The sequence below is a fragment of the Stenotrophomonas sp. YJH_SMC_14-1 genome (assembly GCF_059372275.1).
In genome coordinates this window covers 13,208-27,210 of record NZ_JCAFVK010000011.1, presented here as the reverse complement: position 1 = coordinate 27,210, position 14,003 = coordinate 13,208, and the positions used below count along the sequence as shown (strand labels likewise).

The following is a 14,003-nucleotide window of genomic DNA, read 5'->3' as shown; positions in this document are numbered from 1 at the left end:
AAACTCCCAGCCGCCGGGCATCGTCCGGCGCTACCAATGAGGTAAATGCAATGGCTGCCAAGGATATTCGTTTCGGTGAAGACGCCCGTTCGCGCATGGTGCGCGGCGTCAACGTTCTCGCCAATGCCGTCAAGGCCACCCTGGGCCCGAAGGGCCGCAACGTCGTGCTGGAAAAGAGCTTCGGCGCCCCGACCATCACCAAGGACGGCGTCTCCGTCGCCAAGGAAATCGAACTGGCTGACAAGTTCGAGAACATGGGCGCGCAGATGGTGAAGGAAGTTGCTTCGCGCACCAACGACGATGCCGGCGACGGCACCACCACCGCCACCGTGCTGGCCCAGGCCCTGATCCGCGAAGGCGCCAAGGCCGTTGCCGCCGGCATGAACCCGATGGACCTCAAGCGCGGTATCGACAAGGCCGTTTCGGCCGCCGTCGCCGAGCTGAAGAACATCTCCAAGCCGACCGCCGACGACAAGGCGATCGCCCAGGTCGGTACCATCTCGGCCAACTCGGACGAGTCGATCGGCCAGATCATCGCTGACGCGATGAAGGAAGTCGGCAAGGAAGGCGTCATCACCGTTGAAGAAGGCTCGGGCCTGGACAACGAGCTGGACGTGGTCAAGGGCATGCAGTTCGACCGCGGCTACCTGTCGCCGTACTTCATCAACAACCAGCAGTCGCAGACCGCTGACCTGGATGACCCGTTCATCCTGCTGCACGACAAGAAGATCTCCAACGTCCGTGACCTGCTGCCGGTGCTGGAAGGCGTCGCCAAGGCCGGCAAGCCGCTGCTGATCGTGGCCGAGGAAGTTGAAGGCGAAGCACTGGCCACCCTGGTCGTCAACACCATCCGTGGCATCGTCAAGGTCGTGGCCGTCAAGGCCCCGGGCTTCGGCGACCGTCGCAAGGCGATGCTGGAAGACATGGCCGTGCTGACCGGCGGCACCGTGATCTCCGAAGAAGTCGGCCTGTCGCTGGAGAAGGCCACCATCAAGGACCTGGGCCGCGCCAAGAAGGTGCAGGTCTCCAAGGAGAACACCACCATCATCGACGGCGTCGGCGACAAGGCCAACGTTGATGCACGCGTGGCGCAGATCAAGACCCAGATCCAGGACACCTCCTCGGATTACGACCGCGAGAAGCTGCAGGAACGCGTGGCCAAGCTGGCCGGCGGTGTTGCCGTGATCAAGGTCGGCGCCTCGACCGAAATCGAAATGAAGGAAAAGAAGGATCGCGTCGACGACGCCCTGCACGCCACCCGTGCGGCCGTTGAAGAAGGCGTGGTTCCGGGCGGCGGCGTTGCCCTGGTCCGCGCGATCACCGCGCTGGCCGGCCTGAAGGGCGCCAACGAAGACCAGAACCACGGCATCCAGATTGCCCTGCGTGCGATGGAAGCCCCGCTGCGCGAGATCGTTGCCAACGCCGGTGACGAGCCGTCGGTCATCATCAACAAGGTCAAGGAAGGCACCGGCAGCTTCGGCTACAACGCCGCCACCGGCGAGTTCGGCGACATGCTGCAGTTCGGCATCCTGGACCCGACCAAGGTGACCCGTTCGGCGCTGCAGAACGCGGCCTCGATCGCTGGCCTGATGATCACCACCGAAGCCATGGTTGCCGAAGCTCCGAAGAAGGACGAGCCGGCCATGGGCGGCGCCGGTGGCATGGGCGGCATGGGTGGCATGGGCGGCATGGACTTCTAAGGCCCACGCCCGCGTCGGACGTTGCCGGCCCTGGCCGGCGCGTCTCCCCGATGCACGGAAAAACCCCGCCGCGAGGCGGGGTTTTTTGTTGCCCGGTTGCCGCCATGGCGCCGCGTCGCTACGCTCGCAGACCATGCCTACCTCGTTCATCGTCGTCGACGACTTCCTCTCTCCAGCCGATGCACACGGCCTGCGCCAGGCCGGGCTGGGCCTGACCTACCCGGCGCAGGAGGGGGCATTCCCCGGGCGTAATTCGCTCGAACGGCTGGAGCTGGACGGCCTGTCCGAGGCCGCGTCGCGGTTGGTCAACGAGCCGCTGCGGCCGGTCAATCCGTTGCAGTCGCACGGCAAGTTCCGGCTGACCCTGGCCAGCGATGTGGGTCGCGCCAAGGTGCACACCGACCATTCGCACTGGTCCGGCATCCTCTACCTCAGCGCCCCGGAGCACTGCGAAGGGGGTACCGAGTTCTTCCGCCATCGCCGCACCAACACCGAGCGCATGGCGCTGAACGCCTACGAGCTGGCTGCGCTGGGCTACGCCAACGGCGGCGACATGCATCGGGACATCATCGAGCGCGACAGCGTCGACGACAGCCAGTGGGAAATGACCATGCGCATCCCGATGCGCTTCAACCGCCTGGTGCTGCTGCGCCCGTGGTTCTGGCATACCGCCGGCCCGGCCTTCGGCGACCGGCCGGAGAATGGGCGGCTGGTCTACCTGATGTTCTTCGAGCAGGCGCGTTGAAGGGAGGTCATCCACGCATGGCGTGGATCTACTTCACGAATGCCTTCGCAGCGCCGTACTCCCATTGCCACGGTACGCCGATGTCGCCGAGCACGAAGGCCACCAGCGCCGGGAAGGTCGCCTCGGCGCGCACATCGTTGCCCAGGATCACCACGCAGCGCTGCTGCTGCTCGACGCACACCAGCGTATTACCGACCGCATCATCGTGGCCACCCTTGTAGAAGCCCGCGCCTTGCGGGCCACGGAACGTCACCACTCCCAGGCCGGTCGCCAGGTCCTTGCGCTGCAGCGCCTTCGGCAGCTCCGGCTGCAGGGTGGGGAACTGGCTGGCGGTGGTGATCGGCAGCTGCGGCCGCACCAGCTCCTTGCGCATCGTCGCTGACAGCCCATCGCCGCGCACGTAGCCGGCGGCGAAACGGGCCATGTCGGCGATGGTGGTATCCATCGAACCGGCCGCGCGCACGCGGCTGCGCTCATCGTGCGGCTCGGCGGTGCCCTCCATGGTCCAGCCGTCGGCCAGGTTGGTGGCGAAGTCCCCGCGCCACATCATGCTGGTGCGGGTCATGCCGAAGCGGTCGAATACCCGCTGCTGCATCAACGCACCCACATCCTCGCCCAGCCGTCCGCGTTCGATCACGAACTGCAGCAGGATCAGCCCTTCGCCGGAATAGCCGTAGCGGCTGCCTGGATCGAAGTTGAACTTCAGCCGGCCGTCCGGTTCAAGAAACGCGAAGTTGGCAAAGCCACTGGCGTGGTTGAGCAGCAGGCGTGGGGTGAGCTGGCGCCAGCGCGCATCATCGGCCAGCACGCGGTAGTCGGCGTACTTCTTCGTTTCGGGCGGATAGTCCGGCAACGGCTTGTCCAGCGCTGTGGCGATGCTGGCATCCAGATCGATCCTGCGGTCCTGCGCCAGCTGCGCGACCAGATGGCCGAATGCCATCTTGGTCAGCGAGGCGGCGTACATCACCGTATCGGTGCGCAGTGGTTCGCCTGCGGTATTGCGCTCGCCGTAGGCGGCGACGTGCACCACCTTTCCGCCGTCGATCACCGCCAGTGCCATGCCGCGCGCCTGTGCGGCCTGCATCAACCGCTGCGCTTCGGCATCGATGCGGGCTGGCGAGGGTACCGGGGGAGGTGCAGCCAGCACGGCCAGCGGGAACAGCGTCAGCAACATCAGGGCAGCACGGCACATGCGTGGAACTCCTGGTGGGGCGCACGGTGATGCTATGCCAGGCTGCCGCTGGCGTCATTGCCGGATGTCAGCTGGCCTGCGGCCGGCGCAGGCAGATCCGGGACGCGCCGGCACCGATGTCCACCTGGCCGCCGCGCATTGCATCCGCACCAAGGATCAGCGCCGGCCGGCCCTCCAGGCCGATCGCCTTGAACACTGGCAGTTCGCTGATGCGGACCTCCATCGAGGGGTGCTGCCAGCCGTTGCCGGCCATGCCGGGCAGGGTGTACAGCCAGGTTGCCTGCTTTCCGCCGCCCAGGCCTTCGGTGCCCTTTTCACGCACCCGCACCCGTGCGTCGCTGCCGTCGGTGCGCAGCCCCAGTGCGCGGGCTGCTTCGGCGTTGAGGACGGTCTGCGCGGCACCGGTGTCGACCACGGCGATGGCGTCCACCGCGGGCGCGCCCAGTGCAAGCATGATGAAGCCGAACTGGCGCAGGCCGTCAGTGCGTCCGGGCAGCGCATTGGGCTGGCAACCCGGTCCTTCCAGGTTCAATCCGCCGGGTGTCCACAGCGCCAGTTGATTGCGGCCGAAGTCCCAACGGGTATCCCAGCGTCCGGTCAGATCGTTGCCGATCAAGCCGTCAATGGCCGGATCATCGTCCTTCGGCAACGACGACAGATCGACCTTCATGGCTTGGGCCTGCAGCTGCCAACTGCCCAGCTGCCAGGACGTTCTGCGTATGCGCTGCAGCCGCGCGGAGGCTGCACTTGCCCCTTGGGCCCGTGATACCTCCGCATCCGCATCTCCCAGACCGTAGCGCCGCACGACGCGGTCATCGACCAGCGTGGCGCCTGCCGCGCTGTCGACCACGAAGCGCAGCGGTTCGGCACGCCCGTCCAGCGACACGGCCACGGCCGGATGACCGCCCTGCATCCACATCGGCAGGATGTGTTCGGGGGAATCGGACGCCAGCGCAGCCAGCGGGGCAGCAAGCAGGACGAATGGGATGAGGCGCAAGGCAGGTCTCCGCAGTGATCATGGGTGACCATTGGCGCGCAGCCGCGTATCGCGGGAACATCGGCGTTGATACCGTCCTGATACAGACCTGCCTGATACTGCCTGCATGACGACTCCCGCCCGTGTCATCGTTGTCGATGACGACGCCAGCATCCGTGATGCCATCGCCGATTGCCTGTTGCTGCATGGCTACCAGGTACGGGTGGCAGCGGACGCGACGGCGCTGGACGTGCTGCTGCAGGTCGATCGCCCGGACGTGATCATCCTCGACTGGATGATGCCCGGTGAGGATGGCCTGTCGGTCTGCCGCCGGCTGCAGGCACGGGCCATTCCGATCCTGATGCTGTCGGCGATGGGCAGCGCACCGGACAGGGTGATCGGCCTGGAGATGGGCGCGGACGACTACCTGGCCAAGCCGTTCGACCCGCGCGAGCTGCTGGCGCGGGTACGCGCGCTGCTGCGCCGGCAGGACAAGCTGCGCGCGCAGGTAGCCAGTGAACTGCGCTTTTCTGGTTGGCGGTTGCTGCCGGAACAACGTCGCCTGCTGGCGCCGGATGGGAACGAGCTGGTGCTCAGCCGTGGTGAATTCAGCCTGTTGCTGGCGCTGGCCGAACGCCCCGGGCGGGTGCTGGGGCGCGAGCAGCTGCTGCAGCTGAGCCGTGGCGAACCGAGTGACAGCGTCGACCGCGCGGTCGACCTGGCGATCAGCCGCCTGCGCCGCAAGCTCGGGCAGGCCTCACCCGGTGCGGAAGCCCTGGTGCAGACATCGCGTGGCGAAGGCTATCGCTTCCACGCCGAGGTACAGGTGCTGTGAGCAGCCGGTGGCCGACCGCGCGTTGGATCACGATGCTGGCCCTGGCCAGCCTGCTGCTGGCGACACTGGTCAGCGTTGCCGTGGTTGGCTGGATGCCTCGGCCCGCGCCGCCACCGATGCGGTTGGACCAGGCCGTGCAGGTGCTGCGGGGGGAACAGGCCGCGGCACCACTGGGCCTGCATCTGGCGACGCAGGATGCGCCACCACAGGGCAGTGCCAGTGACTGGCTCACCCAGTTGGCGGCGCTGCAGATGGGTTTGCCGGCGAAGGAGGTGCGCCTGGTCTGGAGCGGACAGGGCAAGGCGCCTGATGTGCAGGTCATCGAAGGCGGCGCGGTGCTCGACGGCACGGCGCGGGTCGGTGTACTGAAGGCGCAGGCCGCGCTGCTGACCGCGATGCAATGGCCGCCGTTTGAACTGGGCGTGCGCCAGGCCGATGGCCGCTGGCGGGTGGTCGGCAGCGATCACAGTGATCTGGCAGCTTGGCGGCGACAGGTGATACTGGCGCTGCTGGGCGGTGCCGTGTTGCTGGCGCCGCTGGCGGCGTGGGCATCGATCCGGCTGGGGCGTCCACTACGACGCTTGGCCGATGCCAGTGCACGCGTGGACCTGCAAGCCGACACGCCCCTGCCGGATGATGGCCCGCGCGAGGTACAGATGCTGGCCGCCGCGATCGGCACCGGTCGAGAGCGCCTGCGTGCGCAGGCCCAGGACATGACCCATATGCTGGCTGCAGTGGCGCACGACCTGCGCACACCATTGACCGGCCTGCGACTGCGCGCCGAGTTCGCGCCCACACCACAGGCGGCCCGGATGGTGGCGGACATCGAGCGCATGGACACGATGATCGAGCAGGTGCTCGATTACGCACGCGGTGAACTGCAGCCGTTGCAGATGCGCCCGCTGGATCTGGCCGCGCTGCTGGAGGAGTGCGTGCAGGCAGCGTTGCTGCGCGGTGTCGAGATCTCCATCCAGGGGCCGGACAGTCTGCCCTGGCACGGCGACGCGTTGCTGCTTCGGCGCGCGTTCGACAACCTTATCGACAATGCCGATCGCTATGCCGGGGCGATGGAACTGCGGCTTGCCGTGGTTGAGCGAGGGGTCCAGCTGGAGGTGATGGATCGGGGCCCAGGTATCGCCGAGGGCGACCGAGTACGCCTGCTGCAACCGTTCCAGCGCAGCGAGCGTTCTCGTAGTCGCACCACCGGTGGAGCGGGACTTGGGCTGGCAGTGGCCGCCAATGTGGCGAGGCGGCACGCGGGCGAACTGCAGCTGCTGCACCGGGAGGGCGGCGGGCTGATTGCGTGCCTGCTGCTGGGAAAGTTCACCTGATATCGGCTGTGGTTTACAGGCAGCGGCTGTTTGGCTGTATGATTAGGCGCCTAACCATATCACGTGCGTGAGATGATCGAAGCCAAGCACCATGCCCTGATCGAGGAAGCGCAGCGACGCGGTCACGCCAACATCGCGCCGCTGCGCCTGTGTTTCCAGCTGCTCTCGCTGTCCTCGTCGATCGATCGCGACTGCGCCGCGCGGCTGGCACCGCATGGGCTCAGCGAGGGTCGCTTCATCGTGCTGTTCCTGTTGCACGGGGCCGGTGGCGCACTGCCGCCGCATGTGCTGGCCGAGCGCGCCGGCGTGACCCGCGCCACCATCAGCGGCCTGCTCGATGGCCTGCAGCGCGAAGGCCTGCTGCAGCGTCGCAACGATGACGGGGATGGCCGCCGCCTGCAGATCGTGCTGACCGCACCGGGAAAGCGTTTGGCCGAATCGCTGTTCGAGCAGCACACGCAATGGATCGGTGGGCTGTTCAACGGCCTGGATGCTGATGAACAGCAGCAGCTGTCACAGCTGCTGCACAAGGTCTGGCAGCACACGGACGCCGGGCGGGAATCCGCAGCATGAGCACGTCCATTCCTGCGGAACGCCGGCAAGCACTCAACACCGGCCGCGTCCCCGCCACCCATCTGGCAGAATGCCTGGCAGTGGATTTTGCCGCGCTGCTGCAGGTGGTGGCGCCTGCGCTTGCACCGGAGGCGCTGCAGCGCATGCGGGACGCCTCAGGCAAGGGCATCACGCTGCGCATGGCCCTGGCTGCGCAACTGCTGCGTGAGGCGGGGCAGGGGGCGCCTGCGCTCTGGCGGCATCACAGCTCCGATACCGTGCGCGGCTGGGCCTGCTACCTGATCGGCAGCGATGCCCGCGCAACGCTGGCAGAGAAGCTGCAGCAGATGCGCACACTGGCCGATGACCCCCACTTCGGTGTGCGCGAATGGGCATGGCTGGCACTACGCACGGACATCGTTGCCGCACCACTGCAGGCGCTGGAGCACCTGCAACCGTGGTCACAGGAAACATCGCCGTACCTGCGCCGCTTCGCCTGCGAAGCACTGCGTCCGCGCGGTGTCTGGGCCACGCATATCGCACTGTTCAAGCAGCGCCCGGAACATGCATCCGCGCTGCTGGAAGCACTGGCCGACGATCCGGAACGCTATGTGCAGGATTCGGTCGGAAACTGGCTCAACGATGCCGGCAAGACTCAGCCGCAGTGGCTGCGCCAGCTGTGTACGCGTTGGCAGCATGAGCGCCACAGCGACGCCAACGCCTACATCCGCAAACGCGCGCTGCGCTCGCTCCGGTAGTGGCGGCCGCTGGCCGGCAACCCCCGAACCCTCAAGGAAGAACCACCATGTCGCACACCTTCATCGAGCTCTACACCGCCACCCCTGCCTGGACCACACTTCCGCCCGAGCAGCGGAACGCCTTCTTCGCCCGTATCGGCGCCGGCATGCAGCAGTTCGATCCGGTCCGCATCACGCCGCTGGCGATGGGCCGCATTGCCTCGGGCGTACCGCACGGCAGCGATGAGCAGTTCTATGCGGTCTGGCGCTGCGCAAGCCGCGAGGAGGTCGATGCGTTGATGGCCGGCATTGCCGCTACCGGCTGGCATGAGTACTTCACCACCACCCAGGCGGTAGGCGCGATGGACAGCATGGCCCAGCACCTTGCCGACCTGGCCGCCTTGTAGCGGCGCGGCAGACGCCGGCAGATTCCGTGCTGGGCATGGGTGGCACATGCGCCTGTCACCCAGACGCGGTAAACAGGACATTGCCCATGTCCATCCGCAGGAAGGTCGATCATGCAGAGCACGCTCCAGGTCACGCTGTTCGGCCCTCTTGGCGACAGCCCGGCGTTGCAGTTGCCGGGGCTGGAGGGGCCGTCGGTGGCCATCCAGGAATCGGCCCTGCGGCGCTTGGTTTCCGATCTCTACACCGCGCGTTCCCTGCTCAACCCCGAGCAGCTGGACGAGGCCCGGCAGGAACTGGATCGCGTGCTGGAACGCTGGGCCGACATCCATGAGGGCCTGCTACTGGATGTGGAAGTGCATGGCAAATGAGCGACGTTGCGTGGTTGCCGCCGCGTGGGCAGGGCCGGCGCGCATCTCGCTGAACCGCGTCCCCAGTTGCGGATGAAACATTTTGCACTGCGCAAAAGCTGTGCTATCAATACAACCCATGAACGCAGCCGCCACCCGCTTTTACTGGTATTACTTTCCGAAGCCATTGGCGGAGGAAGGACTGCGCTCACCCTGAAGAAAGCTTCAGACGCATTCCCGAAAGCCGCCAGCGAACCTGGCGGCTTTTTTCATGCCGCCACGCTGGGGACCCCCAACGTTCCGGAGACCTCCCCCAATGCCCCCGCACACCGACGACCTGCGTATCCGCACCATCGAACCGCTGACACCGCCTGCCCAGCTGCTGGCGATGCTGCCGTGTGACGATGAAGCCTCCGACACCGTCAGCGCCTCGCGCGCGGCCCTGCACCAGATCCTGCATGGCCGTGACGACCGCCTGGCGGTGGTGGTTGGCCCATGCTCGATCCACGACCCGAAGGCCGCCATCGAGTACGCCCAGCGCCTGAAGCCGCTGCGTGACGCGCTGGCCGGGGAACTTGAAATCGTGATGCGCGTGTACTTCGAGAAGCCGCGCACCACGGTGGGCTGGAAGGGCCTGATCAACGACCCGGACCTGGATGGCAGCTTCAGGATCGACAAGGGCCTGCGCATTGCCCGTGGCCTGCTGCGCGACATCAACAAGCTCGGCCTGCCGGCCGGTGTCGAGTTCCTCGACGTGATCTCGCCGCAGTACATCGCCGATCTGGTGGCCTGGGGCGCCATTGGTGCGCGCACCACCGAAAGCCAGGTGCACCGCGAACTGGCCTCGGGGCTGTCGTGCCCGGTCGGCTTCAAGAACGGCACCGATGGCAACGTGAAGATCGCCGCCGACGCGGTGGGTGCGGCCTCCAATCCGCATCACTTCCTGTCGGTCACCAAGCAGGGCGGCACCGCCATCGTGTCGACCACTGGCAACCCGGATTGCCATGTGATCCTGCGCGGCGGCAAGCAGCCGAACTACGATGCAGGCAGTGTCGCCGAGGCCTGCCAGGCGCTGGCCAAGGCCAAGCTGCCGACTCGTCTGATGATCGACGCCAGCCATGCCAACAGCCTGAAGAATCCGGACAACCAGCCGAAGGTGATCGAGGACATCGCCGTTCAGTTGGAAGACGGTGAACAGCGCATCGTCGGTGTGATGATCGAGAGCCATCTGGTCGGTGGTCGCCAGGAACTGGTGGAAGGCCAACCGCTGGTCTACGGGCAGAGCATCACCGATGGCTGCATCGACTGGGACACCACCGTGACGGTGCTGGAGCGACTGGCCGCGGCCGTGCGCGCCCGTCGCGACGTGAAGGTGTCCGAAGCCGCTTGAGTGCGGCACGTGTGTGGATGGCGGCCAGCGCCTGCGGGGGTGCGGCCGCGATCAGGGCCGGTCGGAGTTGGAGACCGGCCCATCTGCACCGGCGATGCGCCTGGCGCTGCGCATGAGCGACAGCGCCAGGTACATCGCCGGGGTGGTGCGGATTCCGCCGCGCGAACCTCAATGCACTTCGTCGTGGTACACGAACTTCGGCATTTCCCAGCGGTAGTGGATCGCCAGCAGGCGTAGCGCGAAGCCGCCGCCGAGGCAGCACAGGATCGCGGTGGCGTCGGCCACGCCCCAGTGCAGCAGCAACAGGTAGGCCGCGCCGGTCAGCAGCGCGATGATCGCGTACAGCTCCTTCTGGAAGATCAGCGGCACCTCGTTGCAGAGGATGTCGCGCAGCACGCCGCCGAACGCGCCGGTCAACATGCCGGCGATCAGCACGATCGGCATCGCATGGCCGGCTTCGCGCGCAATCGAGCAGCCGATCAGGGTGAAGGCGATCAGGCCCAGGCCATCGAGCACCAGGAAGGTGCGGCGGAAGTGGTGCATCCAGCGCGCCACCCAAGTGGCGATCAGCGCCGCGCATACGGTGAAGCCCAGGTACTCCGGATGCTTCACCCAGCCCAGCGGGTAGTGGCCGAGCAGGATGTCGCGCAGTGATCCACCACCGAGGGCGGTGACGCAGGCGATCATGACCACGCCGAACAGGTCCATGCGGCGGCGGCCGGCGGCCAGCGCGCCGGTCATGGCTTCGGCGGAAATGGCGATCAGGTAGATGATGGACAGCAGCATTGGGCAGGCTCCGGGCGCGGTGGGGCCGGCCATGCGCGACTACCGCCACTGCCTGCGCAATGACGGGATGACGATGACCGGTGCCGCTCCCGCTGTCCTTTTGCCTGAGAGTTCAGCGGCATGGGCCGCGTGCCCCTTCGGCGGATCGTCCCGGGCATGCCCGGTGACCTCTCTCCAGCTCGGCGAGTCGAATGCATGGTTGGTGGGATTCCAGCCCACCGGCCTGAGCGATCATGGGAGCCTGCGCCTTCGGCGGGCGCCAGCGCGGCGCCTCTCTCCTGCATTCGGGCGCCAGTATATCCGCTGCAGTGCAGCACGGCATAATCCGGGCATGGCCCCGTCCCTCCGCCCGTGGTTCCTGTACCTGCTCGAATGTCGCGATGGCAGCTATTACGCCGGCATCAGCACCGACGTGGACGCGCGTTTTGCCGCCCACCAGGCCGGCAAGGGCGCGCGCTACACCCGGGCCCGGCCGCCGCTGCGCGTGCTGGCCGTGCGCGAGTACCCGGACCGGGCCGCCGCCTCGCGGGCCGAATGGCAGCTCAAGCAGCAGCCGCGGGAACGCAAGCTGGCCTGGCTGCAGGCGGTGGATGCTGGGTCCCTGTAGATCCATGGCATACATGGATGCCTCTGTGCCGCCATGCGATGATCGCCCAGCCCTCAGCGCTGGAGACCCGGATGTCCACCGTCGCCCTGTTGTTCGCTCTCTCCGCGTCAACCAGTCCCGCTGCCGACCCGGCCACCCTCGCGGCCATCGAAGCCACCTGCCATGACTACGTCGACGGCCAGCTGGAGGCCGACCCGCAGCGCGTCGCCCGCTCCCTGCACCCGGACCTGGCCAAGCGCGCGGTCCTCGGCGATACGCCCGACGAGCGGCTGGGCCTGCGCCGCATGTCGAAGGAAGAACTGGTCGCGCTGACGAAGCAGGGCGCGTTGAAGACCCCGAAGGATCAATGGGACCGCCGCTGCACGGTGCTGGACGTGACCGGCAATGCCGCCTCGGTGCGATTGGAAACGCCGTGGTTCGTCGATTACTTCCACATGGGGCGCTTCGACCAGCGCTGGGTCATCGTCAACGCGTTGTGGTACCCGAAACCGAAGGCGAAGTGAGCACGATGCGTGCCGCCGGTAAGGCATGGGTCTCCGTCGTCGTACTGGCCGCCGGCATCGCACTGCTGCCTGGCCTGCTGTACCTGCTCGGGCTTGCCCTGGTGGGCGGTTGGCCGAAGCCAGCAGACCGTGTGCCCAGTGGTGTGGCTGCGTGCACCAGTGAACCGCGAACAGGATTTCAGCCGATGAATCCCTGGAGTTTCGCCGCGCAGTTCTTCGACGACGACGCGATGAAGAAGAAGGTGCCAGAGGTGGAACGGGAGGCGTTCTGGATTGCCCGCCGCCATCTTTGGCGGCAGCCACGGCACGACATGCTGCGCTGGCATCTGAGCAGCACGGCACTGACGATCTGGATTACCCGCAACTGGAGTGCCGCGCAGATTGCCGACACCGCAAGGAAGGAGGACTTCTGCCGCGCATGGTCGAAACGGCGGGCGCCCGGCGGCCCGATGAAGCGGTAGATCCACGCCATGCATGGATGATGTTGACGGAGTCAGAGCCCTTTCCTGCGGAAAGGGATCGGACCGCGTGGCAGCCGGCCAGCGGCGGGCACTACCGCCTCGGTCGCCGGTCTTCCTGGTCATCACCGAAGATGATGCGCGCGCTGCGCTGGTAGCTCCAGTACGCCACGGCCCAGTTCAGCAGCACTACGATGCGGTTGCGGAAGCCGATCAGGAAGAACACGTGCGCGGCCAGCCAGAACCACCAGGCCAGCACGCCCGACAGCTGCAGCCGCCCCAGGTGCACGATCGCGGCCATGCGACCGATGGTGGCCAGGTTGCCGTAGTCGGCGTACTTGAACGGGCCGGGCTCGGGCTTGCCGTGCAGGCGTGCGCGGATCACCTCGGCCACGTATTTGCCCATCTGCTTGGCAGCGGGTGCCACGCCGGGTACCGGCTTGCCGTCGGCCTGGCTCAGTGCGGCCAGGTCACCGGCCACGAACAGCTCCGGGTGATCGGGCAGGGTCAGGTCCGGTTGCACCGGCACGCGGCCGGCGCGGTCCAGCGGCACGTCCAGCGTGCGCGCCAGCGGTGAAGCGGCCACGCCGGCGGCCCAGACCACGGTGCGGGCCGGTACGAACTGGTCACCGAGCGTGAAGCCCTGGCTGTCGATGTCGCTCACCGGGGTACCGGTCAGCACTTCCACGCCCAGCTTTTCCAGCTGGCGGCGTGCTTTCAGCGAAAGTACTTCCGGGAACGAGGACAGCACGCGCGGGCCGGCCTCGACCAGCCGCACCTTGGCGCTGGCCGGGTCGATGTGGCGGAATTCGTTGCGCAACGTATGCCGCGCGATCTCGGCCAGGGTGCCGGCCAGTTCAACACCGGTGGGACCGCCACCGACCACCGCGAAGCTCAGCCATGCGGCCTTCTTCGCCGGGTCCGGTTCCGCCTCGGCGCGCTCGAACGCCAGCAGCAGCTTGCGGCGCAGCGCGATCGCATCGTCCAGCGTCTTCAGGCCGGGCGCATCATCGGCCCACTGGTCGTTGCCGAAGTAGGCGTGGGTGGCGCCGGTGGCCAGCAGCAGGCTGTCGTAGTCCAGCGTGCTGCCATCGGCCATGCGGATCTGCCGGGCCTGCTTGTCGATGGCGACCACTTCGCCGAGGCGGACTTCCACGTTGCGCTGGTGGCCGAGGATATGGCGCAGTGGTGCAGCGATATCCGGCGCGGACAGGCCAGCGGTGGCCACCTGGTACAGCAGCGGCTGGAACAGATGATGGTTGCGGCGGTCGACCAGGGTGATGCGTATGCGCTCGCGGGCCAGGGCACGGGTGGCCCAGAGACCGGCAAAACCGCCGCCGACAACAACCAGGTGGGGAACGCGCTCGCGACTCATCGACTCACTCCAGTGGGGGCATTGGGGGAAGCGCCTGGCATCTTCGCACGGCGACTGCCTG

The 14,003-nt window shown here is 67.1% G+C and carries 16 protein-coding genes and 2 riboswitches; of the genes, 12 read left to right on the top strand and 4 right to left on the bottom strand.

Annotated elements, in window-relative coordinates; translation table 11 throughout:
- Positions 1–50: 50 nt before the first annotated feature.
- Both groL and AC5P9P_RS18485 read left to right on the top strand, forming a co-directional pair.
- Positions 51–1,700, top strand: coding sequence for a chaperonin GroEL (groL, locus tag AC5P9P_RS18490; RefSeq protein ID WP_005411226.1), 1,650 nt, complete (start codon positions 51–53; stop codon positions 1,698–1,700).
- A 133-nt stretch (positions 1,701–1,833) separates the two neighbouring features.
- Positions 1,834–2,445 (top strand): DUF6445 family protein, encoded by a 612-nt coding sequence (locus tag AC5P9P_RS18485; RefSeq protein WP_033835262.1) that lies wholly within the window; start codon positions 1,834–1,836, stop codon positions 2,443–2,445.
- Positions 2,446–2,473: 28 nt separating this feature from the next.
- Here AC5P9P_RS18485 and AC5P9P_RS18480 read toward each other — a convergent pair whose 3' ends face one another.
- The gene (locus tag AC5P9P_RS18480) at positions 2,474–3,637 is read right to left on the bottom strand and encodes a serine hydrolase domain-containing protein (protein ID WP_495233011.1); all 1,164 of its coding nucleotides are present in this window, start codon (positions 3,635–3,637) and stop codon (positions 2,474–2,476) included.
- 67 nt (positions 3,638–3,704) lie between these two features.
- Positions 3,705–4,634 carry an aspartyl protease family protein gene (locus AC5P9P_RS18475; protein ID WP_033835260.1) on the bottom strand — a complete coding sequence of 310 codons (930 nt, stop codon included), beginning with the start codon at positions 4,632–4,634 and terminating at the stop codon, positions 3,705–3,707.
- A gap of 106 nt (positions 4,635–4,740) precedes the next feature.
- Between AC5P9P_RS18475 and AC5P9P_RS18470 the strand changes: the two genes are divergently transcribed.
- From AC5P9P_RS18470 to AC5P9P_RS18440, 7 genes are all read left to right on the top strand, one after another.
- Positions 4,741–5,448 (top strand): response regulator, encoded by a 708-nt coding sequence (locus AC5P9P_RS18470; RefSeq protein WP_005411222.1) that lies wholly within the window; start codon positions 4,741–4,743, stop codon positions 5,446–5,448.
- A 32-nt stretch (positions 5,449–5,480) separates the two neighbouring features.
- Positions 5,481–6,779, top strand: coding sequence for a sensor histidine kinase (locus AC5P9P_RS18465; RefSeq protein WP_033835267.1), 1,299 nt, complete (start codon positions 5,481–5,483; stop codon positions 6,777–6,779).
- A gap of 72 nt (positions 6,780–6,851) precedes the next feature.
- Positions 6,852–7,352 carry a MarR family winged helix-turn-helix transcriptional regulator gene (locus tag AC5P9P_RS18460; protein ID WP_005414623.1) on the top strand — a complete coding sequence of 167 codons (501 nt, stop codon included), beginning with the start codon at positions 6,852–6,854 and terminating at the stop codon, positions 7,350–7,352.
- Positions 7,349–8,089: a DNA alkylation repair protein gene (locus AC5P9P_RS18455; RefSeq protein WP_495233010.1), complete on the top strand. Its 741-nt coding sequence runs from the start codon at positions 7,349–7,351 to the stop codon at positions 8,087–8,089. Before AC5P9P_RS18460 ends, AC5P9P_RS18455 begins: the two co-directional genes overlap by 4 nt.
- A gap of 47 nt (positions 8,090–8,136) precedes the next feature.
- Entirely contained in the window at positions 8,137–8,475 is a 339-nt protein-coding gene (locus tag AC5P9P_RS18450) for a DUF6616 family protein (RefSeq protein WP_005411218.1), read from the top strand.
- A 111-nt stretch (positions 8,476–8,586) separates the two neighbouring features.
- On the top strand, positions 8,587–8,844 hold the full coding sequence (locus AC5P9P_RS18445; protein ID WP_005411217.1) for a hypothetical protein: 258 nt from the start codon (positions 8,587–8,589) through the stop codon (positions 8,842–8,844).
- 295 nt (positions 8,845–9,139) lie between these two features.
- Positions 9,140–10,213 carry a 3-deoxy-7-phosphoheptulonate synthase gene (locus AC5P9P_RS18440; RefSeq protein WP_005411216.1) on the top strand — a complete coding sequence of 358 codons (1,074 nt, stop codon included), beginning with the start codon at positions 9,140–9,142 and terminating at the stop codon, positions 10,211–10,213.
- A 168-nt stretch (positions 10,214–10,381) separates the two neighbouring features.
- On the opposite strand, the gene AC5P9P_RS18435 is transcribed toward AC5P9P_RS18440, so the two are convergent.
- Positions 10,382–10,999, bottom strand: a complete 618-nt coding sequence (locus AC5P9P_RS18435) for a trimeric intracellular cation channel family protein (protein ID WP_033835258.1) — start codon at positions 10,997–10,999, stop codon at positions 10,382–10,384.
- Between the two features lie 82 nt (positions 11,000–11,081).
- A riboswitch (glycine riboswitch) is annotated at positions 11,082–11,187 on the bottom strand.
- 13 nt (positions 11,188–11,200) lie between these two features.
- Positions 11,201–11,290, bottom strand: a riboswitch (glycine riboswitch).
- A 40-nt stretch (positions 11,291–11,330) separates the two neighbouring features.
- Between AC5P9P_RS18435 and AC5P9P_RS18430 the strand changes: the two genes are divergently transcribed.
- The 3 genes from AC5P9P_RS18430 to AC5P9P_RS18420 all read left to right on the top strand — a co-directional run bounded on the left by AC5P9P_RS18430 (position 11,331) and on the right by AC5P9P_RS18420 (position 12,570).
- Positions 11,331–11,606: a GIY-YIG nuclease family protein gene (locus tag AC5P9P_RS18430; protein ID WP_005411214.1), complete on the top strand. Its 276-nt coding sequence runs from the start codon at positions 11,331–11,333 to the stop codon at positions 11,604–11,606.
- A 71-nt stretch (positions 11,607–11,677) separates the two neighbouring features.
- Positions 11,678–12,109, top strand: coding sequence for a nuclear transport factor 2 family protein (locus AC5P9P_RS18425; RefSeq protein WP_005411213.1), 432 nt, complete (start codon positions 11,678–11,680; stop codon positions 12,107–12,109).
- A 5-nt stretch (positions 12,110–12,114) separates the two neighbouring features.
- Complete coding sequence (locus AC5P9P_RS18420) at positions 12,115–12,570, top strand: hypothetical protein (protein ID WP_049452353.1); 456 nt, start codon at positions 12,115–12,117, stop codon at positions 12,568–12,570.
- Between the two features lie 91 nt (positions 12,571–12,661).
- Here AC5P9P_RS18420 and AC5P9P_RS18415 read toward each other — a convergent pair whose 3' ends face one another.
- On the bottom strand, positions 12,662–13,942 hold the full coding sequence (locus AC5P9P_RS18415) for an NAD(P)/FAD-dependent oxidoreductase (RefSeq protein WP_012481378.1): 1,281 nt from the start codon (positions 13,940–13,942) through the stop codon (positions 12,662–12,664).
- Positions 13,943–14,003 lie beyond the last annotated feature (61 nt).

What these genes read in the sequence shown, in the direction of transcription:
- groL (WP_005411226.1), top strand. Translation starts at nt 51, where the DNA reads ATGGCTGCCAAGGATATTCGTTTCGGTGAAGACGCCCGTTCGCGCATG.
- AC5P9P_RS18485 (WP_033835262.1), top strand. Translation starts at nt 1,834, where the DNA reads ATGCCTACCTCGTTCATCGTCGTCGACGACTTCCTCTCTCCAGCCGAT.
- AC5P9P_RS18480 (WP_495233011.1), bottom strand. Translation starts at nt 3,637, where the DNA reads ATGTGCCGTGCTGCCCTGATGTTGCTGACGCTGTTCCCGCTGGCCGTG.
- AC5P9P_RS18470 (WP_005411222.1), top strand. Translation starts at nt 4,741, where the DNA reads ATGACGACTCCCGCCCGTGTCATCGTTGTCGATGACGACGCCAGCATC.
- AC5P9P_RS18465 (WP_033835267.1), top strand. Translation starts at nt 5,481, where the DNA reads ATGCTGGCCCTGGCCAGCCTGCTGCTGGCGACACTGGTCAGCGTTGCC.
- AC5P9P_RS18460 (WP_005414623.1), top strand. Translation starts at nt 6,852, where the DNA reads ATGATCGAAGCCAAGCACCATGCCCTGATCGAGGAAGCGCAGCGACGC.
- AC5P9P_RS18455 (WP_495233010.1), top strand. Translation starts at nt 7,349, where the DNA reads ATGAGCACGTCCATTCCTGCGGAACGCCGGCAAGCACTCAACACCGGC.
- AC5P9P_RS18450 (WP_005411218.1), top strand. Translation starts at nt 8,137, where the DNA reads ATGTCGCACACCTTCATCGAGCTCTACACCGCCACCCCTGCCTGGACC.
- AC5P9P_RS18445 (WP_005411217.1), top strand. Translation starts at nt 8,587, where the DNA reads ATGCAGAGCACGCTCCAGGTCACGCTGTTCGGCCCTCTTGGCGACAGC.
- AC5P9P_RS18440 (WP_005411216.1), top strand. Translation starts at nt 9,140, where the DNA reads ATGCCCCCGCACACCGACGACCTGCGTATCCGCACCATCGAACCGCTG.
- AC5P9P_RS18435 (WP_033835258.1), bottom strand. Translation starts at nt 10,999, where the DNA reads ATGCTGCTGTCCATCATCTACCTGATCGCCATTTCCGCCGAAGCCATG.
- AC5P9P_RS18430 (WP_005411214.1), top strand. Translation starts at nt 11,331, where the DNA reads ATGGCCCCGTCCCTCCGCCCGTGGTTCCTGTACCTGCTCGAATGTCGC.
- AC5P9P_RS18425 (WP_005411213.1), top strand. Translation starts at nt 11,678, where the DNA reads ATGTCCACCGTCGCCCTGTTGTTCGCTCTCTCCGCGTCAACCAGTCCC.
- AC5P9P_RS18420 (WP_049452353.1), top strand. Translation starts at nt 12,115, where the DNA reads ATGCGTGCCGCCGGTAAGGCATGGGTCTCCGTCGTCGTACTGGCCGCC.
- AC5P9P_RS18415 (WP_012481378.1), bottom strand. Translation starts at nt 13,942, where the DNA reads ATGAGTCGCGAGCGCGTTCCCCACCTGGTTGTTGTCGGCGGCGGTTTT.